This window comes from Streptomyces sp. WY228 (genome assembly GCF_019287315.1).
Taxonomy (GTDB): Bacteria; Actinomycetota; Actinomycetes; order Streptomycetales; family Streptomycetaceae; genus Streptomyces; species Streptomyces caviscabies.
Map to the genome: position 1 here is coordinate 5,230,469 of NZ_CP079114.1, position 20,580 is coordinate 5,251,048.

A 20,580-nucleotide genomic window follows, 5' to 3' on the forward strand; every position below is an offset into this window, starting at 1 on the left:
GAAGTCAAGAGCGAAAGATTGAATGATCGAATAATGATCGATTCAGGAAGGGGTGAAGAGGGTCAGACCGCCGCAAGACGGTCGGCGTCGCCCGCCCCCGGCCGCCCGCAGGACTCCCGCACCCGCAGCGCCGGCAGCAGCGCCACCCGCCGCCGGGGCGAAGGCCCGTCCCCGCCCGGATACCGGGGCCCGGCCAGCCGCTCCACCAGCAGCTCCGCCGCACTGCGCCCCACCTCCCGCTTGGGCGGGGCCACCGCGCTCAGCGGGGTGTCGGCGAGCGCCGCGACCTCGTCGTCGTACGTGACCAGCGCCAGGTCCCCGGGGACCCGCACCCCCAGCTCGGCCAGCCGGCGCACCAGCCGGATGGCCTCCTCGTCGTTGTGGACCAGCACCGAGCTCGCCCGCCCCTCGCGCACCGCGGCCCGCACCGCCTGCGCCGACCGCTCGAAGAGCGCCGGATCACGGTCGGCGGAGACCGTCGCGATCAGCGGTTCCGTCCCGGCGAGGCCCAGCGCGGCCAGCGCCCGCGTGAACCCGGTCCGTACCGCCAGGGCCGTCGGGCTGTCCGAACGGGCCACCAGCATCGGCGTCCCGTGCCCCAGCCGCACCAGGTGCCGAACGGCGAGCAGTACCCCGTGCGCGTGGTCCGAGCCCACCTGGTCCAGGCCCTCCAGCGGGCTGCCGGGCGCACCCCTCCGCTCCACCAGCACCTTCTCGCCCGGCAGCCGGGCTATCCACTCGCCGTACCGCTCCGGGTGCTCCGGCTCCGTCCAGCTCGGCGCCAGCAGCAGCCCCTGCGCCCCGGCGGCCAGCAGCCCGGCCGCGTGCGCCGCGTCGTCCTCGGGGCGGTAGTCGGTGACCCGCAGGATCAGCCGCGCGCCGAGCCGGGCGGCCGCCTCGTGGGCGCCCCGGATCACCTCGGCGAAGTAGTAGGCGGCGGCCGGGGCCAGCATCCCGATCACCGGGCCGCCGCCCGCCGGCGTACCGGCCGGGCCCCGGTCGGCGGGCCAGGACACCGAACCGTGCGCCCGCTCCAGCAGCCCCCGGGAGGCCAGCGCCTCGACATCGCGCCGGGCGGTGACCGTGGCGACGCCGAGCCGGTCCGCCAGGTCGGAGACCCGTACGGTGCCGCGCTCGCGTACCAGGTTCAGCAGCCGGTCATGACGTTCAGCAGCACCTTCGCGCACGGAGACAGCCCCCTGGAGCAGAATGATCGAACCCTGAGCAACGGGCGATCATTCGATCACAGGGCGGCCGGACGCGGGAGGGGCGGAGCGATTCCCGTACCGCCACCGCCCTACTGCCCTACTGCGGGCCGTACTTGCGCCCCGTCCGCGAGGTGACCCCGCCGAGCAGCCCGCGCGGGGTCACCTTCACCAGCCCCATCAGCGCCTTGTAGCGCGGGTCCGGGATCGACACCGTCCGGCCCTTGGCCAGATCCGCCAGCGCCGAGGACACCAGCTTGTCCGCGTCCAGCCACATCCAGTTCGGGATGTTGTCCGTGCCCATTCCGGCCCGCTCGTGGAACTCCGTCCGCACGAACCCGGGGCACAGCACCATCAGCCGCACCCCCGACCCGGCCAGATCCCGCGCCGCGCCCTGGGTGAACTGCACGACCCACGACTTCGACGCCCCGTACGTACCGCGCGGCACGAACGCGGCGACGGACGCCACGTTGACGACCCCGCCCCGGCCCCGCTCCCGCATCCCGGCGACGGCCGCCGAGGTCAGCCGCAGCACCGCCTCGCAGTGCACCTTCAGCATCGTCAGCTCATCGGCCATGGACACCTCCAGGAAGCGCCCCTTGTTGCCGAACCCGGCGTTGTTGACCAGCAGATCGATCGGATGCGTGCGCTCCGCGAGCCGCTTCTCGACCGCCTCGATCCCGCCGTCCGTGGACAGGTCGGCGCTCAGCACCTCGGCCTCGATGCCGTGCCGGTCGTGCAGCTCCGTGGCCTGCTCGCGCAGCCGTGCGGTGTCCCGCGCCACCAGCACCAGGTTGTGCCCCTGGGCCGCGAGCCGCCGCGCGAACGCGGCCCCGATACCCGCCGTCGCGCCCGTGATCAGTGCAGTCGTCATACGCGGCACGTTAGTGCCCCGCCCGGCCCGGGACGACACCCGCCCGGCCCGGCCGGGGGAGACCCCGCGGTCCGGGTCAGGGCGCCCCCGGGGCGAAGGACAGCATGCGGGCCTCGCGCACGGGTTCGCGGTCCTCGTCACCGCTCATGTGCGTCGAGGTCAGGACGAGCCGTCCGTCGACGTAGGCCGTGTGCCCCATGGACATCTCGTACTCCCACTTCGCGGTCGCCACCGGGTGCTTCACGACGTTCGTCTCGGTGCCGGCGCCGCGCGGGCCCATCAGGAAGGTCCGGCCCGGGCTGCTCGGTCCGGCCGCCTCGTAGATGAGCATCGACGTGCCGCCCTCCGCGCGCAGGGGATAGAGCCTCCGGAGCCGGTTGTCCTTGATCCCCCACAGGAACTTCCCGGTCTTCACGTCGTACGCGCCGGCCTGGTCCTGGCCACCCAGCATGATGAGGCCCTTGTCGACCGAGGCGCCCCGGCAGGGCTGGATGTTCCCGCCCGATCCGGTTCCCGCGCACTCCTCGAAGCCCTTGTCCCGCGCGTCGAAGGTGACGCGGTGCTTGCCCTTGGGGTCCAGGACCGTGATCCGCCAGTCGGACGCGGTGTCCTTGTCGTTGTAGATGGTGAAGACGACCGGGTCCATGGAGATCAGACTGCCGAACCTCCAGCCGGTCTTCATCCGGTAACGCCACAGCACCTTGCCGGTGCGCGGGTCGAGTTCGCGCAGCTGGCCGTAGTTCTTGCCCCGCTCGACGGCGATCATGCACTCGGAGCTCACCAGGAGCCGGGACGGTCCGCCCGCCACATCGTCGGGGACGCACGTGTTCTTGTTCTCCCGGGGGACCTCGTAGAGCTTGCTCCCGTCGCCCATCCGATAGGTGACGACTCGTTGGCCCCGGGCGACGGAGAGGACGTCGCCGCTGATGGCGCTGTAGACGATGAACGTGTCGTCCTCGTCACCGGGCTCGTCGAGCTTCTTGTGCCACCCCTGCTTCCCCGTCTTCAGATCGATCATCTGCATCTGGTTGCAGAGATTGTTCCGCTCGTTGTCGGGCCTCTCGTTCCGGAAGACCACGACCTTGCCGTCGGGCGTCGGGTTGGCCGGTGTCTCGCACACTGCGGACGGCAGCGTCACGCTCCAGACCTCGGCGCCGTCCGAGAGCCGGTAGGCCGTGACTTTCCGGTACAGGGCCTGGACGGCGGTGTCGCCGACGATCCACAGGTCGTGGACCGGGTTGATCTGCTTGGGCAGGTCGGTCCTGTCATCGGCGATCCACGCCGCCGCCTCACCCGGCTTCCGTGCCGCCGCGACCTCTGCCGTCGTCGGAATGCGGCTCAGTTCCGGGGCGCCGGCCGCGGGCGTACGGGACGGGGACGCCGGTCCGGAAGGGCCGGGCGACTTCTTCGCCACGGGCTTCGTGGGCTCGTCCCGTCCCCGGTCGGTGACGGCGTACACCCCGCCCGCCACCACCGCGAGCACCAGCGCGACGACCGCCGCGACGACCGGGCCCCGGCCGAACCGCCGACGCGGTGGCGGCGGGGGAGGAGGCGGCCCGGACCCCGCCGCCGCGCCGCCCTCCGAGGCGTACGGGTTGCCGGGTACGGGCTGCTGCGGCGGGCCCGGGTGGTACCAGGGCTGCTGCGGGTCGGGCATGGTCTTCCCCCTGAGACGTGCCACGCGGCGCGAAAGCTGCTTCTCGGACGCAAGGTCCCTGGTGGTGGACGCGCCGCGCGCCGGTCCAGTTCCCGCTCAACGCCCCGGCCCTTCGTGAGGAGTGACGCCACGTCACCGCGCCGGGGCGCCGTTCTCGTACGCGACCGTCCCGCCCGGCCCTCAGCCCTGCCGCGCGGCGTACTCCCGGGCCTTGCGCAGCGCCTCGGGGTGCAGCGCCTCCCCGGCGGCCAGCAGTGCGGGCAGCAGGGTGCGTTCGGTGGTCACCGCCCGGAACTGCAGGGCGGCGGTCACCTCGTGGTCCGGCCGGTGCACGATCTCGACGGGGTCGCCCGCGCGGACGGTCCCCGGCTCGATCACCCGCAGATAAGCGCCGGTGACGCCCTGCTGGGTGAACCGCCGGACCCACCCCTTCTCGCCGAGGTGGTGGGCGAAGGTCCGGCACGGAATGCGGCCCGAGGTCACCTCCAGCACCAGGTCCGCGCCCACCCGCCAGCGCTCGCCGATCAGCGCGCCGCTGACGTCGAGCCCCAGCGTCGTGAAGTTCTCGCCGAACACGCCGTTGGCCAGTTTCCGGCCACCCAGCTCCTGCTCCCAGGCGTCCAGGTCCTCCCGTGCGAAGGCGTACACCGCCTGGTCGCTGCCGCCGTGATGGCGCAGGTCGCACACCGCGTCACCGGCGAGTCCGCTGCCGCCGACGCCCTTGGGGCCGGGGTCGCCCACCTCGACCGGGCCCTCCACCGGTCGCTTGTCGATCCCGGTGAGCCCTCCGGGCCCGTCGGCCTGCGCGGAGTGGCGGGGTTGGCCGGTATTCACGGTCAGCAGCTTCATGCGGTCACGCTAACGGCCCCCGATCCCAAAGGGCCACCTCATTAATTCGCCCCGACTCCAAGAATTTCTTATGCTGGAGAGGTGATCGAAGCTCGCCACCTCCGTGTCCTGCGCGCCGTGTCCACCACCGGCTCGTTCTCCGCCGCCGCCCGCGAACTCGGCTGCACCCAGCCCGCCGTCAGCCAGCAGATGAAGGCCCTGGAAGCCTCCGCGGGCACCACGCTGCTGATCCGCACCGGACGCGAGATGCGCCTCACCCAGGCCGGCGAGGCGCTGGTGCGGCACGCCTCCGGCATTCTCGCCGGGCTGACCGCCGCCGAGGAGGAGGTGGCCGCCATCGCCGGGCTGCGGGCCGGCCGGGTCCGGCTGGTCTCCTTCCCCAGCGGCAGCTCCACCCTGGTGCCGGGGGCGCTGGCCGCCCTGCGCGCCGAACACCCCGGGACCCGGGTGTCGCTCGTCGAGGCCGAGCCGCCGCGCTCGGTGGACCTGCTGCGCGAGGGCGACTGCGACATCGCGCTGGCGTTCCGTTACGGGGCGACCGGCGGCGAATGGGACGACCTGGTGGTCCGGCCGCTGCTCACCGACCGGCTGATCGGCCTGGTCCCGGACGGGCACCGGCTGGCCGGGGCGGCGAGCGTGTCCATCGGCGAGCTGGCCGAGGAGTCGTGGATCGCGGGCTGCCCGCGCTGCCGCCGCCAGCTGGTCGAGGTCTGCGAGGAGTCCGGGTTCACCCCGCGCATCGACTTCGCCACGGACGACTACCCGGCGGTGATGGGCCTCGTCGGGGCGGGGCTCGGGGTGGCGGTGCTGCCGGAGCTGGCCGTCGAGTCGGTACGCCCCAAGGGGGCCAGGGCGGTGCCGGTCGAGCCCGCGATCGAGCGGGAGATCGTCGCCCTGACCCTGCCGGACCTGGCCCGGGTCCCCGCGGTGGCGGCCACGCTGGACCAGCTGGCGCGGACGGCCGCGCGCTGAGACCGCGCGGGGCCGCGGCGCCCGCCGGGCCCCGCGGCCCACGGGTGGTGAGGGATCCGGTCCCGCTGCGGCTGGTCGCGGGCCGGATGGCTGAAGGTCTCGAAGAAACGTTTCTGCGTTCAGTGACGGCGTACGGGTGTCAGGTGGCGCCGGGGCCGTTGGCGGAGGCCCCGGAAGGCGCCGCGGTGATCAGCCGGGTTCTGGCCCGGCCCATCAGCTCTTCGCGCTCGTCCTCCGTCAGGCCGCCCCACACTCCGTAGGGCTCCCTGACGGCCAGGGCGTGCGCCGCGCACTCGGCCCGTACCGGGCACCGCATGCACACCTCCTTGGCGGAGGTCTCGCGGGCGCTCCGGGCGGCGCCGCGCTCACCCTCCGGGTGGAAGAACAGGGAGCTGTCCACGCCTCGGCAGGCGGCGAGCAGCTGCCAGTCCCACAGGTCTGCGTTGGGTCCGGGAAGGCGGGAGAAATCTGCCATTGCTTGTCCCCTCGGAGCTGTGCTGCTTCGGAAGCGGCATCCAGGACCGTCTGTGAACGACGGTCTGCTGTGATCGGACCGTCTGTGATCGGTGTGACCGAAGTCTCGACCGTACATCTACGGTGCTAGTAGATGTAAATATGACTGATTGCGAATCTAGCCACAGACACCCCCTAAAGGGAAGAAAAGCTGCCAAATAGGGCATGCCAACGAGTGAAGATTCGGTTGACGGGTGAATCACCCGCGCCGTTCTCCTCCGTGCACGGGCCTTCACGTAGAGTGCCGAACCCGACCGCCCGACCCGTAACTCTTTCGAGTGACCATCGTTAAGAGAGCGGATGCGGTTGACGGATATCCGGCTCGGGCACATGTCCGAGGGGGTCAACCGCACAGGTGACGACTTGTATCAGCCTGGAGGCTCAAGGTGACGCGCATCAGCTGCGGAGGACGGTCATGACATCCGTCCTCGTCTGCGACGACTCCCCGCTTGCCCGAGAAGCGCTCCGTCGCGCGGTGGCCACCGTGCCCGGCGTCGAGCGCGTGACGACGGCGGCCAACGGCGAGGAAGTCCTCCGCCGCTGGGGTGCCGATCGTTCGGATCTGATTCTGATGGACGTACGCATGCCCGGTCTGGGGGGTGTGGAGACGGTCCGGCGGCTGCTCTCCGCCGATCCCGGGGCCCGGATCATCATGCTGACCGTCGCCGAGGACCTGGACGGCGTCGCGCTCGCGGTCGCCGCCGGGGCCCGCGGGTATCTGCACAAGGACGCCTCGCGCGCCGAGCTGCGGGCCACCGTCACCCAGGCGCTGGCCGACCCGACGTGGCGGCTCGCCCCGCGCCGGCTGCGGTCCGCCGAGATGGGGGCGGCCCCGACGCTCACCGCGCGTGAGATCCAGGTGCTCGAAGGCATGAGCCACGGCCGCTCCAACGCGGAGATCGGCCGCGAGCTGTTCCTCTCCGAGGACACGGTCAAGACCCACGCCCGACGCCTGTTCAAGAAGCTCGGGGCCTCGGACCGCGCCCATGCGGTGGCCCTCGGATTCCGCTGGGGCCTGGTCCGCTGACGACCGGCCCGGGCCGCGCCCCGTCCGCACACCGGCGGACGGGGTCACGGAGCGGGCCACCGGTTCCACACCCCGTATCCGGGCGCCCGCCCAGCGGTGCCATGTGACGCTTCCCGGCCGATGACGCATCCTTGAGTCGTGGAGTTCCTCAGGAACGATTCGGTCGAGCGGAAGGGGAGGGCGCAGGACATGACATCCGGCGCACCCGCTCATAACGCTTCGGTGCACAACTCGGGACGCGATGGAGCGGACCTGACGGCATCAGGGCACCATGGTCCGATGCGCGACGACGAAACCACGGTGATCGGTGCCCTCGTGCACCGGGCCGTCGACGGCGACGCGCAGGCCACCCATGATCTGCTGGCCCATGTACACCCCCTCGCCCTGCGCTACTGCCGCTCCCGGCTGAACCGCCTTCCCGGTGATGCTCGCCACTTCGTGGAGGACCTGGCGCAGGAGGTCTGCGTCGCGGTGCTGATGGCGCTGCCGCGCTACAAGGACACCGGCAGGCCCTTCGAAGCCTTCGTCTTCGCGATCGCCGGCCACAAGGTCGCCGACCTCCAGCGCGCCGCGATGCGCCACCCCGGGTCGACCGCCGTCCCCTCCGACGAGATGCCGGAGCGGCCCGACGACTCCCTCGGCCCGGAGGAGCGCGCCCTGCTCAGCAGCGATGCGGCCTGGGCCAAGAAGCTCCTCGCCAACCTCCCGGAGAACCAGCGCGAGCTGCTGGTCCTGCGGGTCGCGGTCGGGCTGACCGCGGAGGAGACCGGACAGATGCTCGGGATGTCGCCGGGGGCCGTCCGGGTCGCGCAGCACCGCGCGCTCAGCAGGCTCCGGGCGCTCGCGGAGCAGTAGAGACGCACGTTCCGGCCCTCGCCGAGGGCTCTGTAGGAAGCTACAGAACGGCCAAGTGATCTTGATCGTGGAATGAGACACCCGTGGAGCCCGTTAGCATGGACATCCGCACCGATCAAGGCCATTTGGGGAAGGTGTCATGACTGCAAACGTCGACGGAGTGCCCGAGAAATTCGCGACGCTCGGGTTGACCTACGACGACGTGCTGCTGTTGCCCGGCGCGTCCGAGGTCCTGCCCAACGCGGTCGACACCTCGACCCTCATCTCGCGCAACGTCCGGGTGAACATCCCCCTGCTGTCCGCCGCCATGGACAAGGTGACCGAGGCCCGCATGGCGATCGCCATGGCCCGTCAGGGCGGCGTCGGCGTGCTGCACCGCAACCTCTCCATCGAGGACCAGGTGAACCAGGTCGACCTGGTCAAGCGGTCCGAGTCCGGGATGGTCACCGACCCGATCACCGTGCACCCCGACGCCACGCTCGGCGAGGCGGACGCGCTCTGCGCGAAGTTCCGCATCAGCGGTGTGCCGGTCACCGACGCCGCGGGCAAGCTGCTCGGCATCGTCACCAACCGCGACATGGCCTTCGAGTCGGACCGTACGCGCCAGGTGCGCGAGGTCATGACGCCGATGCCGCTCGTCACCGGCAAGGTCGGCATCTCCGGCGTCGAGGCCATGGAGCTGCTGCGCCGCCACAAGATCGAGAAGCTGCCGCTGGTCGACGAGGCGGGCCTCCTCAAGGGCCTCATCACGGTCAAGGACTTCAAGAAGGCCGAGCAGTACCCGAACGCGGCCAAGGACGCCGAGGGCCGGCTGCTCGTCGGCGCGGCCGTCGGCGCCAGCCCCGAGGCGCTGGAGCGCGCGCAGGCGCTCGCCTCCGCCGGGGTCGACTTCCTGATCGTCGACACCTCGCACGGACACAACAGCAACGCCCTCGCCTGGATGGCGAAGATCAAGTCGAGCGTCGGCGTCGACGTCATCGGCGGCAACGTCGCCACCCGCGACGGCGCCCAGGCCCTGATCGACGCCGGTGTCGACGGTGTGAAGGTCGGCGTCGGACCCGGCTCGATCTGTACCACCCGCGTGGTCGCCGGCATCGGCGTCCCGCAGGTCACCGCGATCTACGAGGCCGCGCTCGCCGCCCGTGCCGCGGGCGTCCCGGTGATCGGCGACGGCGGCCTCCAGTACAGCGGCGACATCGGCAAGGCACTGGCCGCCGGCGCGGACAGCGTGATGCTGGGCAGCCTGCTGGCGGGCTGCGAGGAGTCGCCGGGCGAGCTGATGTTCATCAACGGCAAGCAGTTCAAGTCGTACCGCGGCATGGGCTCGCTGGGCGCGATGCAGTCCCGCGGCCAGGGCCGGTCGTACAGCAAGGACCGCTACTTCCAGGCCGAGGTCTCCTCGGACGACAAGCTCGTCCCCGAGGGCATCGAGGGCCAGGTGCCCTACCGCGGCCCGCTGGCCAACGTCCTCCACCAGCTCGTCGGCGGCCTGCGCCAGACCATGGGCTACGTCGGCGCCGCGTCCGTCGACCAGATGGAGAGCAAGGGCCGCTTCGTCCGGATCACCTCGGCGGGCCTCAAGGAGAGCCACCCGCACGACATCCAGATGACGGTGGAAGCACCGAACTACAGCAGGAAGTAACGCGTCAGCGCAGGTGAGGGGCGGTACCGGGAACTCCGGTCCGCCCCTCACGTGTGCGTCGGGGATACTGGTCAGCGCAGACGTAGAGGGAAAGGCCACACATCGTGACTGAGATCGAGATCGGGCGCGGCAAGCGCGGCCGCCGGGCATACGCATTCGACGACATCGCCGTCGTTCCGAGCCGCCGCACCCGCGACCCGAAGGAGGTCTCGATCGCCTGGCAGATCGACGCCTACCGCTTCGAGCTGCCGTTCCTGGCCGCTCCCATGGACTCCGTGGTCTCCCCGCAGCACGCCATCCGGATCGGCGAGCTCGGCGGCCTGGGCGTGCTGAACCTGGAAGGCCTGTGGACCCGGCACGCCGACCCGCAGCCGCTGCTGGACGAGATCGCCGAGATGCCGGTCGAGTCCGCGACCCGCCGGCTCCAGGAGATCTACTCCGCGCCGATCCAGGAGGAGCTGATCGGTCAGCGCATCAAGGAGGTGCGCGACTCCGGTGTCGTCACCGCCGCCGCGCTCTCCCCGCAGCGCACCGCCCAGTTCTCCAAGGCGGTCGTCGACGCGGGCGTCGACATCTTCGTCATCCGCGGTACGACGGTCTCCGCCGAGCACGTCTCCGGTGCGGCCGAGCCGCTGAACCTGAAGCAGTTCATCTACGAGCTGGACGTCCCGGTCATCGTCGGCGGCTGCGCCACGTACACCGCCGCCCTGCACCTGATGCGGACCGGCGCGGCCGGTGTCCTCGTCGGCTTCGGCGGCGGCGCCGCGCACACCACGCGCAACGTCTTCGGCATCCAGGTCCCGATGGCCACCGCCGTCGCGGACGTCGCCGGCGCCCGCCGCGACTACATGGACGAGTCCGGCGGCCGGTACGTGCACGTCATCGCGGACGGCGGCGTCGGCTGGTCCGGCGACCTGCCGAAGGCCATCGCCTGCGGCGCGGACGCCGTGATGATGGGCTCCCCGCTGGCCCGCGCCACCGACGCGCCGGGCCGCGGCCGCCACTGGGGCATGGAGGCCGTCCACGAGGACGTGCCGCGCGGCAAGCTGGTCGACCTCGGCTCGGTCGGGACGACGGAGGAGGTCCTCACCGGTCCTTCGCACACCCCCGACGGCTCGATGAACATCTTCGGCGCCCTGCGCCGCGCGATGGCCACCACCGGCTACAGCGACCTCAAGGAGTTCCAGCGCGTCGAGGTGACGGTGGCGGACTCGCAGCACCGCCGCTGATCTCCCGTACGTACGGATACGGAAGGGCCCGGACCGTGACGGTCCGGGCCCTTCCGTGTGGTCCCGCCGGGTGTCAGCCGGCCTTCTTGGCGCCACCGACGGCGGCGACCGCGGCGAGGCCGAGGAAGAGGTAGGTCATGAAGTCCGCCTCCTGCGACCAGGCTTCGGTCACGGTGTCGAAGTGGTCGCCGATGACCTCGGAGAACGGGATCTGCGCCAGGTCGGAGAGCACCATCGAGATGCCGACGAGCTGGCCGAGGTAGACGGCGCCGATCGAGAAGACCGCCGAGGCGGCGATGACCGCCGGGTTGGAGCCGCCGACCTTGCTCGCCGCGAAGCCGACCAGGAAGCCGACGCCGACCGCCGCGTAGCCGACCTCGCGCTCGATGGAGCCCGCGATCACGCCGTACAGGATGCCCGCGACGAGCGCCGCGCCGAGCGCGACCAGCACACCGAGCAGCACGTTGTTACGGGCCGGGGGCGCCGGGGTGAAGGGCGCGCCGCCGCCGAACGGGGCGCCCTGGCCCGGCTGCTGGCCCGCGAACGGGTTGCCGGTCGGGGCCGGGGGCTGCTGGCCGTACGGGTTGCCGGTCGGCGCGGCGGGGGCGGGCTGACCCGGCTGGCCGGCGTACGGGTTGCCTTCTACGGGCTGACCGCCGTAGGGCTGCTGGGGCTGGTTCGGCGGCTGCACGGGCTGACTCACGGTGGAACTCCCCCTGGGGCGGCTGCGCACGGGTGTGCGTGGTGCGCACGTCTGTGCGCTCTGTGACGCCGCAGGGTAGCAGTACGCACCGGATCCGGTCACCGGCAATCTTTTTCGGCCGCCGCGCACCGCCCTCAGAGCCGGTGCGCGGCCCCCGCCGGAGTGGCTCCCCGGGTGTCCAGGAGGAGTTGGGCCTTGACCGCGAGGCCCTGGAGGTCGTAGGTGCGGTGCTGCTGGAGCAGGACGGTCAGGTCGGCGCCGGCCGCCGCCTCGTACAGCGAGTCGGCGCGCGGGACGGGACGTTCGCGCACCCGCCAGTCCAGGACGTGCGGGTCGTGGTAGCCGATCTGGGCGCCCATGTCCATCAGCCGGGTGGCGATCTCCCGGGCGGGGGCGGCCTCCTGGTCGGCGCTGTCCGGCTTGTAGGTGACCCCGAGGAGCAGGACGCGTGCGCCCCGGACGGACTTGCCGTGCTCGTTCAGGAGGGTGGCGCAGCGCTGGATGACGTAACTGGGCATCCGGTCGTTGATCTCCTGCGCCAGCGAGACCATCCGCAGCGGGTGTCCGGGGGTGCGGGTGCTGTAGGGCAGGCAGCCCGGGTCCACCGGGACGCCGTGGCCGCCGACGCCGGGTCCGGGGCGGAAGGGCTGGAAGCCGAACGGCTTGGTCTCGGCGCACCGGATGACGTCCCAGAGGTCGACGCCGAGGTCGTGGCAGAGCACCGCCATCTCGTTGACCAGGGCGATGTTGACGTGCCGGAAGTTGGTCTCCAGCACCTTCGTCATCTCCGCCTCGCGCGGTCCGCGGGCCCGGACGACCTTGTCGGTGAGCCGTCCGTAGAAGGCGGCGGCCGACTCGGTGCAGGCGGGGGTGAGGCCGCCGATGACCTTGGGGGTGGAGGCGTAGGTGTGGGTGCGGTTGCCGGGGTCGAGCCGGCTGGGGGAGCAGGCGAGGTGGAAGTCGCGTCCGGCGACGAGCCCGGAGCCCTCTTCGAGGAGGGGGCGCAGGAAGGTCTCGGTGGTGCCGGGCGGCACGGCGGACTCCAGCAGCACGGTGGTGTGCGGGCGCAGCCGGGCGGCCAGGGCGCGGGCGGCGTCGCCGAGGGCGGTGAGGTCGACGGTGCGGTCGGGGCCGAGGGGGGTGGGGGAGCAGATCACGGCGGTACGGATCCGGCCCAGCTCGGCGGCGTCGGTGGTGGGCCGGAAGCCGCCGGAGAGCATGCGGCGGATCTCGGACGCGGTGAGGGTGCCCTCGACGGGGCTGCGGCCCGCTCCGAGCTCCGCGTAGGGGCGTGGGTCGGGGTCGTAGCCGACGGTGTCGATTCCGGCGGTGACGGCGGCCCGGGCGAGCGGCAGGCCGAGGTGACCGAGTCCGATGACGGCGAGGTCTGCGGGCATACAGGAAGACCCCCTAAGTGCGGAGAGCGAAGATCGCAACTGCTGTGGACAGCGCAATGTCAGACTAGGCGTAAATATGACCTATATGTCGCATTGCGTGGTTCCGGACGCCCGGGTGTTGTCCACAGGCGGTGGCTGAACTCGGGGAGCGCGGACAGAATCGAAGGGTGGACACGGGCGGCCGGCCCCTCGGCCGGGTGGCACTCCCGTGTCCGACCACCCCGATCCACCGGGAGGCAGCAGTGAGGACAGCGACACTGGGACCCGCCGAGCGCACCGCAGCGCTCGCCGCCATGGCCGAGCGCGAACTGGACGTGCTGGTCGTGGGAGCGGGCGTGGTCGGCGCGGGCACGGCGCTGGACGCCGCCACCAGAGGCCTCTCCACCGGCCTGGTCGAGGCGCGCGACTGGGCGTCCGGCACATCGAGCAGGTCGAGCAAGCTGATCCACGGCGGCCTGCGCTATCTGGAGATGCTCGACTTCGCCCTGGTCCGGGAGGCCCTCAAGGAGCGCGGGCTGCTCCTGGAGCGGCTCGCCCCGCACCTGGTGAAGCCCGTCCCCTTCCTCTACCCCTTGCAGCACAAGGGCTGGGAGCGGCTCTACGCCGGTTCCGGCGTCGCGCTGTACGACGCGATGTCGGTCTCCTCCGGCCACGGCCGGGGCCTCCCCGTCCACCGCCACCTCTCCCGCAAGCACGCCCTGCGGGTCGCCCCCGCGCTGAAGAAAGATGCCCTGGTCGGCGCCCTCCAGTACTACGACGCCCAGATGGACGACGCCCGCTTCGTCACCGACCTGGTGCGCACCGCCGCCTCCTACGGCGCCCGGGTGGCGAACCAGGCCCGGGTCGTCGGCTTCCTCCGCGAGGGCGAACGGGTCGTGGGCGCGCTCGTACGGGACGTCGAGAGCGGTGAGGAGTACGAGGTCCGGGCCAAGCAGGTGGTCAACGCGACCGGCGTGTGGACCGACGACACCCAGGGCCTCATCGGCGAGCGCGGACAGTTCCACGTCCGGGCCTCCAAGGGCATCCACCTGGTCGTCCCCAAGGACCGCATCCACTCCTCGACCGGCCTCATCCTGCGCACCGAGAAGTCCGTCCTCTTCGTCATCCCCTGGGGCCGGCACTGGATCATCGGCACCACGGACACCGACTGGGACCTGGACAAGGCCCATCCGGCCGCCTCCAGCGCCGATATCGACTATCTCCTCCAGCACGTCAACTCCGTCCTGAACACCCCGCTGACCAGGGACGACGTCCAGGGCGTCTATGCCGGGCTGCGCCCGCTGCTGGCCGGCGAGTCGGACGCCACCAGCAAGCTGTCGCGCGAGCACACGGTGGCCCACCCGGCCCCAGGGCTGGTCGTCGTGGCGGGCGGCAAGTACACGACGTACCGGGTCATGGCCAAGGACGCGGTCGACGAGGCGGTGCACGGGCTCGACCAGCGTGTCGCCGCCTGCGTCACCGAGGACACCCCGCTGCTGGGGGCCGAGGGGTACAAGGCCCTGTGGAACGCGCGCGCCCGGATCGCGGCCCGCACCGGACTCCATGTCGCCCGGGTGGAGCATCTGCTCAACCGGTACGGCTCAATGACCGAGGAGATTCTGGAACTGATCGTCGCCGACCCCGTCCTGGGCGAACCGCTGCCCGCCGCCGACGACTATCTGCGCGCCGAGATCGTCTACGCGGCCTCCCACGAGGGCGCCCGCCATCTGGACGACGTGCTGACCCGGCGCACCCGGATCTCCATCGAGACCTTCGACCGGGGCACCCGCAGCGCCCGGCTCTGCGCGGAGCTGATGGCGCCGGTGCTGGGCTGGGACGAGGGGCGGATCGACCGGGAGGTCGAGCACTACGAGAAGCGGGTGGAGGCCGAGCGCGAATCGCAGCGGCAGCCGGACGACCTCACGGCGGACGCGGCCCGGCTCGGCGCACCGGACATCGTGCCGATCTAGGAGGGCCCCTTCGGCGCCCGCCCGCCCCGACGAGCCCCGGACGGCGGCCACCGCCTGTTGCCGCCGGGGCAGTTGGGCCCCACCGGTCCCGTGGGGCGGGACCGTGGCCCGGTCCGGCCTGGACGGGGAGGCCGGGTCGGTAGGAGGCTGTGGGAGATTCCTCCTTGGGCCGTGGCGCGGCGGACCCCGGACCCGGCACCAGGACCGGTCCCGGGGTGAGGGACAATGGACGCTCTGCCAGGGCGGGTTGATCGCAGAGGGGACGCATGTCGGAGGCGGAGCAGTCACGGGAGCCCCAACGGGACAAGAACGGTCGGCTCCTCGCGGGGCGCTACCGGCTCGGTGAGGTGCTCGGCCGAGGCGGCATGGGTACGGTCTGGCGCGCCGACGACGAGACGCTCGGCCGCACGGTCGCGGTCAAGGAACTGCGGTTCCCCTCGGCGATCGACGAGGACGAGAAGCGCCGGCTGATCACGCGCACCCTGCGTGAGGCCAAGGCGATCGCACGGATCCGCAACAACAGCGCGGTGACCGTCTACGACGTGGTCGACGAGGACGACCGCCCGTGGATCGTCATGGAGCTGATCGAGGGCAAGTCGCTCGCGGAGGCCATCCGCGAGGACGGCACGCTGACGCCGAAGCGGGCCGCCGAGGTCGGACTCGCCATCCTCGACGTGCTGCGCTCGGCGCACCGCGAGGGCATCCTGCACCGCGATGTGAAGCCGTCCAACGTGCTGATCTCCGAGGACGGGCGCGTCGTGCTCACCGACTTCGGCATCGCCCAGGTCGAGGGCGACCCGTCGGTCACCTCCACCGGCATGCTCGTCGGCGCCCCCTCGTACATCTCGCCGGAGCGCGCGCGTGGGCACAAGCCGGGCCCGCCCGCCGACCTGTGGTCGCTCGGCGGACTGCTGTACGCGAGCGTCGAGGGCTGCCCGCCGTACGACAAGGGCTCGGCCATCGCCACGCTCACGGCCGTGATGACCGAACCGCTCGACCCGCCCAAGAACGCCGGTCCGCTCACCGAGGTCATCTACGGGCTGCTCGCCCGGGACCCCGAGCAGCGCCTCGACGACGCCGGGGCACGGGCGTTGCTCAACGACGTCATCAACGCCCCCGACGTTCCCGCGCCGGCCCCCGCCGACTCCACCCAGATCATGGCCATCCCGCCGGTCCCCGCCGCCGACCCCCTCGTCAAGCGGACGCCGAAGCAGCCCAAGGCCCCGAAGCCGCCGAAGCAGTCCACCGGCTCGGGCGAGTCCGGCGAGGGCGCCCGCGACCGGCTGCGCGGAGCCCTGCGCTCCGTGCGCAACGCGAAGACCCCGGCCGTGGCGACGGGAGCCGCGGCGGGCGCGGCCGCCGCGTCGGCGAGCTCTCCGGCCGCCGCCGCCACCGGTTCGCCCGTAGCCCCGCCCAAGCCGCCGTCCCCGCCCGGGACTTCCACGCCGGGCGCGCCGTCCGGCACGGCGGCGAAGGGAGCCGTCGCGGCCCCCGCCGCACCCGTCGGCGCCCCGAAGTCCACGGCGACGGCGAGTGCTTCCGTACCCGGGCAGCGACCGCCCGCCCCGCCCGCGTCCACGCGTGCCTCGATCACCGATGTGGTGCCCCGCCGCACCCTCGCGATCATCGCGGCCGTCGTCGCGCTGGCCATCCTCGGCACGATCCTCGCGCTCACCCTCGGCGACGGCGACGGGAACGGCGGCAAGGACGACACCGCCGCGTCGGCCGGAGCCTCGGCCGGCGGCGCCGACGACAAGGGCGACACCGGCGGCGGTTCGGCCGGCGGGAAGGGCGACGGCCAGAAGGAGGGCCAGGGCAAGGAGGACGGCCGGGCCTCCGAGGACCCGTCCGGCGAGGGCTCCGACGACCCGAAGGGCGACGACCCCGAGGGCGACGAGGGAGACGGTCCGGCCGCGGGCGACTCCCTGCCCGCCGGCTACGAGAACGTCACCGACACCCGGTTCCACTTCACCATGGCGATGCCCGGCGACTTCAAGCGCACGGGCATCGCGGGCACCAACTCCGGCGGCATCTACAACGCCGCGCAGGGCAGCTTCCCCCGGGTCCAGGTCGACTTCAACAGCTCGCCCAAGGACGACGCGGCGGCCGCCTGGCGCGGGGCCGTCGGCAGCGCCAAGGTCCTCAGCGACGGGTACAAGCACGGCAGCATAAAGAAGGTCGAGTACAACGGCTATCCGACCGTCGCGGACTGGACGTTCGAGCGCAACCACAACGGCGTCCGGGTCCGGGTGCTCAACCGCGGTTTCAAGGTCGACGCCAAGCGCGGTTACTCGATCATGATCAGCTGCAAGATCGACGAGTGGGACGGCGACGCGTGCCGGACGCTGCGCGACACGGCGTTCGCCACCTTCACGCCCACGGACTGACCGCCGGGCACGCCCGATCCGGGCCGGTGTGAAACGTTTGTGCGGGCCGGGTTGGCACGACCCGGCCCGTCGGCCCGTGTTGCCACGTATCGTAAGAGGCCGGAGACCGTACGCAGCCGGAATCACCGGTCAATTGCCCGCCGAATGACCGTAACTGACGGATACGTGCACCTCTGACGGCCGGGGGAACAGCGCGCTCTGGGGAGGCGTCGTGGACGACTACGCGGGTCGGGTGCTTGCCGACCGCTACCGCCTTCCGCTGCCCCCGTCCGACGGGTACGAACTGGCCGAGACCCGGGCGTTCGACACCTACAGCGGCCAGGAAGTCCTGGTCCGCCAGGTGCCGTTGCCGGAGATCGTCGACGCGGAGGTGCTCGACGCCGACGGGCGGGCCTCCCTGTCCGGACGCGCCACCGGGCGGGCGGTCCGCCGCAGCACGGACCCCGCGGTCCGACGGGCGATCGAGGCCGCGCAGGCCGCCGCCCAGGTGCCCGACCACCCCCGGCTCGACCAGGTCTTCGACGTGTTCGCCGAAGCGGGTTCGCTGTGGATAGTCAGCGAGCTCGTCGCGGCCCGCCCGCTCGCCGCCCTCCTCGCCGAACGCCCCCTCAACCCCTACCGGGCCGCCGAGATCGGCTCCGACGTGCTCACCGCCCTGCGGGTGCTGCACGCCCACGGCTGGACCCACCGCAACATCACCGTCCGCACGGTCCTGGTCTGCGACGACGGCCGCGTCATGCTCACCGGCCTCGCGGCGGGCGCCGCCGAGGAGGCGCTCTGCGGGTACGCCCCCGAACCGCGGCCCGACGCCGACCCGGTGGCCGCCCCGACGACGTACGGCATCCCGGCCGTCGAGCCCGCCCCGCCGCGGGAGCTCGGCGGCGCGTATGCGCTGCCGGCCGCCAGGAGCGACGCGGAGGTGGAGTACGCGGAGTACGCGGCGGTCGAGGGTTATGCGGACGGCGCGGAGTACGAGGCCGTCCAGGAGTACGCCGACCACCGGAGCGGCGAGGGCGACGGTGGCGACCGGGAGTTTCCCGTTCCGCCGCTGCCGCAGGGGTACGCACCACGCCCGGGCGACGGCCCGGACGACGATCGGTATGACGGCCGGTACGACGACGGCCGGGGCGAGGACCGCCACGATCCGCCGTCGGGCCGCGAGGCCGGACCCGTACCGGAGCAGCGCGCCGACGCGCAGGAGATCGTCCCGCGCCCCGCCGCCCCCGCCGTCCCGTACACCGCCGTACCGCCCGCCGAGCCGGGCGCCGCGAGCGCCGCCCAGCTGCGGGCCGCCCGCGCCGGGGCCATCGCCGCCTACCGGGCGGGCGCGCGGGCCGCCGCCCGGGTCACCGAGGACCGTCAGCAGGCCGACCGCACCCCCGCCGACCTCACGAAGCCGCCGCGGCCCGGGGGCGATGCCGCTCCGGAGGCCGACAGCGCCGGATCCGCACCCGGCACCGGCACCACGGCCCCGGGCGCCGGCACGGACACCGGCACCGGCACCGGCGACACCACCACCGACACGGGCACGCGCGACACCACCACCGGCACCGGCGACCTCCCCTTCCAGAGCCCGGCCCCCGGAGCCCCCCGGCTGACCGCCCCCTGGGGCAGCCCCGCCGACGACCCCTACGACGACGAGGACGACGAGGACGACGAAGAGGGCCCCCGGCCGCCCGGCCGGCGCGTCCACCTCGCCGGTACCTGGGACGACGGGCCCGGCGCGGGGCGGCCCGTCCCCGCGGGCGGCTCCGGCGCGGACGCGCTGCGCGCCGACTCCCGGCGGCCCGGACCGCCGGCCTCCGCGCCCAAGCAGCTCGCCCGCACCGCCCCGCCCTCGTCCCCGTCCCGGGCCTGGGAGGACGCCGTCGCGGGCGGCGAACCCGCCGTCTACCGCGGCCCCACCACCCCGCTCGCCGCCGAACGCGCCCGCCAGGCACGGATCGCCGTGGTCGGAGCCGTCACCGAGCGCTGGGCCCCCGAGCAGGCGGGCCCGGTCCACGACAACTGGCAGCTCGCGCCCCCGATCGGCCCCTCCACCGACCTGTGGGCACTCGGCGCGCTGCTCTACCGCGCCGTCCAGGGCCACGCCCCCTACCCCGAGGAGAACGCCGCCGAGCTCGTCCAGATGGTGTGCGGCGAGCCGCCCGCCTTCGCCGAGGAGTGCGGCCCGCTGCGGCCCGTCGTCGAGTCGCTGCTGCGCCAGGACCCCACGGAGCGGCCGGACTTCGAGGAGCTGCGCGGCTGGCTGCGCTCGCTGGTGCGCTCCGCGCCGGAGCCGGAGGCGGGCGCCGATGTCGTCCCCCTGCCCGCGCCCGACGCCACCCGGCTCCCCGTCGTCCGCCGCCGGGGCGAGCTGGTCCGTCGGCGCCGGGGCCGTTTCGGCGGCGGCGCCGCGCACGGAAAGCACCGGCAGGGGAAGCGTCAGCAGCCGCCCGGGCAGCGCGGCGGCGGCAAGCAGCGTGACCGGCACGACTCGTTGCTGCCGCCCGACCGGTCCGTGCGGATGCCCGTCGAGGCCTGGGAGGAGGAGCGTCCGGCCCGTGCGCCGCGCGCGCCCAAGGGGCCCCGGGTGCTGCGGGAACCGCCGCGCCGGGGCGACCGGTCGTCCTCGCCGCGCAGTCTGGGCCGGCTGCTGCTCGTCCTGATCCTGCTGCTGATGGCCGCCGCCGTCGCGTACGCGGTGATGTTCCTGCCGAAGCAGGGGGAGGGCGCGGACAACGGCGCGCCGACGCCGCCCACCGGCTCCGCCGCACCGCCCGCCGCCTCCGGCGAGCCCGCGCCGTCCGCCTCGTCGGACGGGTCGTCCGACGCCGGCTCGCAGCAGCCGCAGACCAGCCGGTCGGCCGTCGCGCTCGCCTCCGGCTACACGCTCCGCAAGGACGCGGAGGGCTTCGAGGTCGGCGTACCGAAGGACTGGCAGCGCAGCCCCGCCAACGCGGACCGTCAGATCCGCTACGGCAGCGACGGGTTCACCCTGCTCGTGGTGCCCGGCCGGGACACGGTGAAGGCGGGCGGCAGCGATCCGCTGGACTACCAGCGGAACAAGGAGCCCGAGCTCCAGCCGTTCCGCGACTCCAGCTGGTCCTCCTCCTCCGGGCTGCGCCGGGTCGACGTCGGCCGGCAGGCCATGGCCGAGGGGCAGTTCACCTGGCAGGAGAGCGGCGGGCGCGAGGTGTACGTCCGTAATCTCGCGATGATCGTCGACGGCAGGTACCACGTCATCCAGGTCATCGGGCCGGAGAACGAACGCGACAAGGTCACCGAGATCTACGAGCAGGCCATCGCCTCGTACCGGGTCAACGCCTGACCGCACGTCAT

At 72.8% G+C, this 20,580-nt stretch carries 15 protein-coding genes; 8 read left to right on the forward strand and 7 right to left on the reverse strand.

Going from position 1 to position 20,580, the window contains the following annotated elements:
* Positions 1 to 62: 62 nt before the first annotated feature.
* The 4 genes from KV381_RS23060 to KV381_RS23075 form a co-directional block, all read right to left on the reverse strand.
* Positions 63 to 1,187 (reverse strand): substrate-binding domain-containing protein, encoded by a 1,125-nt coding sequence (locus KV381_RS23060; protein ID WP_030628684.1) that lies wholly within the window; start codon positions 1,185 to 1,187, stop codon positions 63 to 65.
* Positions 1,188 to 1,305: 118 nt separating this feature from the next.
* Positions 1,306 to 2,079: an SDR family oxidoreductase gene (locus tag KV381_RS23065; RefSeq protein WP_030628687.1), complete on the reverse strand. Its 774-nt coding sequence runs from the start codon at positions 2,077 to 2,079 to the stop codon at positions 1,306 to 1,308.
* 76 nt (positions 2,080 to 2,155) lie between these two features.
* Positions 2,156 to 3,736: a PQQ-binding-like beta-propeller repeat protein gene (locus tag KV381_RS23070; protein WP_218786103.1), complete on the reverse strand. Its 1,581-nt coding sequence runs from the start codon at positions 3,734 to 3,736 to the stop codon at positions 2,156 to 2,158.
* 180 nt (positions 3,737 to 3,916) lie between these two features.
* A complete protein-coding gene (locus KV381_RS23075) occupies positions 3,917 to 4,585 on the reverse strand; it encodes an MOSC domain-containing protein (RefSeq protein WP_218786104.1) in 669 nt (222 codons plus the stop codon).
* An 81-nt stretch (positions 4,586 to 4,666) separates the two neighbouring features.
* Between KV381_RS23075 and KV381_RS23080 the strand changes: the two genes are divergently transcribed.
* A complete protein-coding gene (locus KV381_RS23080; RefSeq protein WP_030084425.1) occupies positions 4,667 to 5,557 on the forward strand; it encodes a LysR family transcriptional regulator in 891 nt (296 codons plus the stop codon).
* Positions 5,558 to 5,696: 139 nt separating this feature from the next.
* On the opposite strand, the gene KV381_RS23085 is transcribed toward KV381_RS23080, so the two are convergent.
* The gene (locus tag KV381_RS23085; RefSeq protein ID WP_103536351.1) at positions 5,697 to 6,032 is read right to left on the reverse strand and encodes a WhiB family transcriptional regulator; all 336 of its coding nucleotides are present in this window, start codon (positions 6,030 to 6,032) and stop codon (positions 5,697 to 5,699) included.
* Between the two features lie 453 nt (positions 6,033 to 6,485).
* Between KV381_RS23085 and KV381_RS23090 the strand changes: the two genes are divergently transcribed.
* The 4 genes from KV381_RS23090 to KV381_RS23105 all read left to right on the forward strand — a co-directional run bounded on the left by KV381_RS23090 (position 6,486) and on the right by KV381_RS23105 (position 10,823).
* Positions 6,486 to 7,097 (forward strand): response regulator transcription factor, encoded by a 612-nt coding sequence (locus tag KV381_RS23090; RefSeq protein ID WP_003948568.1) that lies wholly within the window; start codon positions 6,486 to 6,488, stop codon positions 7,095 to 7,097.
* 279 nt (positions 7,098 to 7,376) lie between these two features.
* A complete protein-coding gene (locus KV381_RS23095; RefSeq protein ID WP_030084428.1) occupies positions 7,377 to 7,952 on the forward strand; it encodes a sigma-70 family RNA polymerase sigma factor in 576 nt (191 codons plus the stop codon).
* Positions 7,953 to 8,091: 139 nt separating this feature from the next.
* Positions 8,092 to 9,594: an IMP dehydrogenase gene (gene guaB / locus KV381_RS23100; protein ID WP_030084431.1), complete on the forward strand. Its 1,503-nt coding sequence runs from the start codon at positions 8,092 to 8,094 to the stop codon at positions 9,592 to 9,594.
* A 104-nt stretch (positions 9,595 to 9,698) separates the two neighbouring features.
* Positions 9,699 to 10,823 (forward strand): GuaB3 family IMP dehydrogenase-related protein, encoded by a 1,125-nt coding sequence (locus tag KV381_RS23105; protein WP_007453079.1) that lies wholly within the window; start codon positions 9,699 to 9,701, stop codon positions 10,821 to 10,823.
* A 73-nt stretch (positions 10,824 to 10,896) separates the two neighbouring features.
* Here the strand turns inward: KV381_RS23105 and KV381_RS23110 are convergent, their stop codons facing one another.
* Positions 10,897 to 11,526, reverse strand: a complete 630-nt coding sequence (locus tag KV381_RS23110) for a hypothetical protein (protein ID WP_230543709.1) — start codon at positions 11,524 to 11,526, stop codon at positions 10,897 to 10,899.
* Positions 11,527 to 11,660: 134 nt separating this feature from the next.
* A complete protein-coding gene (locus KV381_RS23115; RefSeq protein WP_030084435.1) occupies positions 11,661 to 12,923 on the reverse strand; it encodes a nucleotide sugar dehydrogenase in 1,263 nt (420 codons plus the stop codon).
* Between the two features lie 242 nt (positions 12,924 to 13,165).
* On the opposite strand from KV381_RS23115, the gene KV381_RS23120 reads away from it, so the two are divergent.
* The 3 genes from KV381_RS23120 to KV381_RS23130 all read left to right on the forward strand — a co-directional run bounded on the left by KV381_RS23120 (position 13,166) and on the right by KV381_RS23130 (position 20,569).
* Entirely contained in the window at positions 13,166 to 14,872 is a 1,707-nt protein-coding gene (locus KV381_RS23120) for a glycerol-3-phosphate dehydrogenase/oxidase (RefSeq protein ID WP_030628697.1), read from the forward strand.
* Positions 14,873 to 15,138: 266 nt separating this feature from the next.
* Positions 15,139 to 17,259, forward strand: a complete 2,121-nt coding sequence (locus KV381_RS23125) for a serine/threonine-protein kinase (protein WP_218786105.1) — start codon at positions 15,139 to 15,141, stop codon at positions 17,257 to 17,259.
* Between the two features lie 211 nt (positions 17,260 to 17,470).
* A complete protein-coding gene (locus tag KV381_RS23130) occupies positions 17,471 to 20,569 on the forward strand; it encodes a protein kinase (protein ID WP_218786106.1) in 3,099 nt (1,032 codons plus the stop codon).
* Positions 20,570 to 20,580 lie beyond the last annotated feature (11 nt).

Excerpts from the sequence above, each read along its gene's own strand:
- KV381_RS23115 (WP_030084435.1), bottom strand. The coding sequence starts at position 12,923 with ATGCCCGCAGACCTCGCCGTCATCGGACTCGGTCACCTCGGCCTGCCG.
- KV381_RS23095 (WP_030084428.1), top strand. The coding sequence starts at position 7,377 with ATGCGCGACGACGAAACCACGGTGATCGGTGCCCTCGTGCACCGGGCC.
- KV381_RS23065 (WP_030628687.1), bottom strand. The coding sequence starts at position 2,079 with ATGACGACTGCACTGATCACGGGCGCGACGGCGGGTATCGGGGCCGCG.
- KV381_RS23090 (WP_003948568.1), top strand. The coding sequence starts at position 6,486 with ATGACATCCGTCCTCGTCTGCGACGACTCCCCGCTTGCCCGAGAAGCG.
- KV381_RS23070 (WP_218786103.1), bottom strand. The coding sequence starts at position 3,736 with ATGCCCGACCCGCAGCAGCCCTGGTACCACCCGGGCCCGCCGCAGCAG.
- guaB (WP_030084431.1), top strand. The coding sequence starts at position 8,092 with ATGACTGCAAACGTCGACGGAGTGCCCGAGAAATTCGCGACGCTCGGG.
- KV381_RS23125 (WP_218786105.1), top strand. The coding sequence starts at position 15,139 with ATGTCGGAGGCGGAGCAGTCACGGGAGCCCCAACGGGACAAGAACGGT.
- KV381_RS23085 (WP_103536351.1), bottom strand. The coding sequence starts at position 6,032 with ATGGCAGATTTCTCCCGCCTTCCCGGACCCAACGCAGACCTGTGGGAC.
- KV381_RS23075 (WP_218786104.1), bottom strand. The coding sequence starts at position 4,585 with ATGAAGCTGCTGACCGTGAATACCGGCCAACCCCGCCACTCCGCGCAG.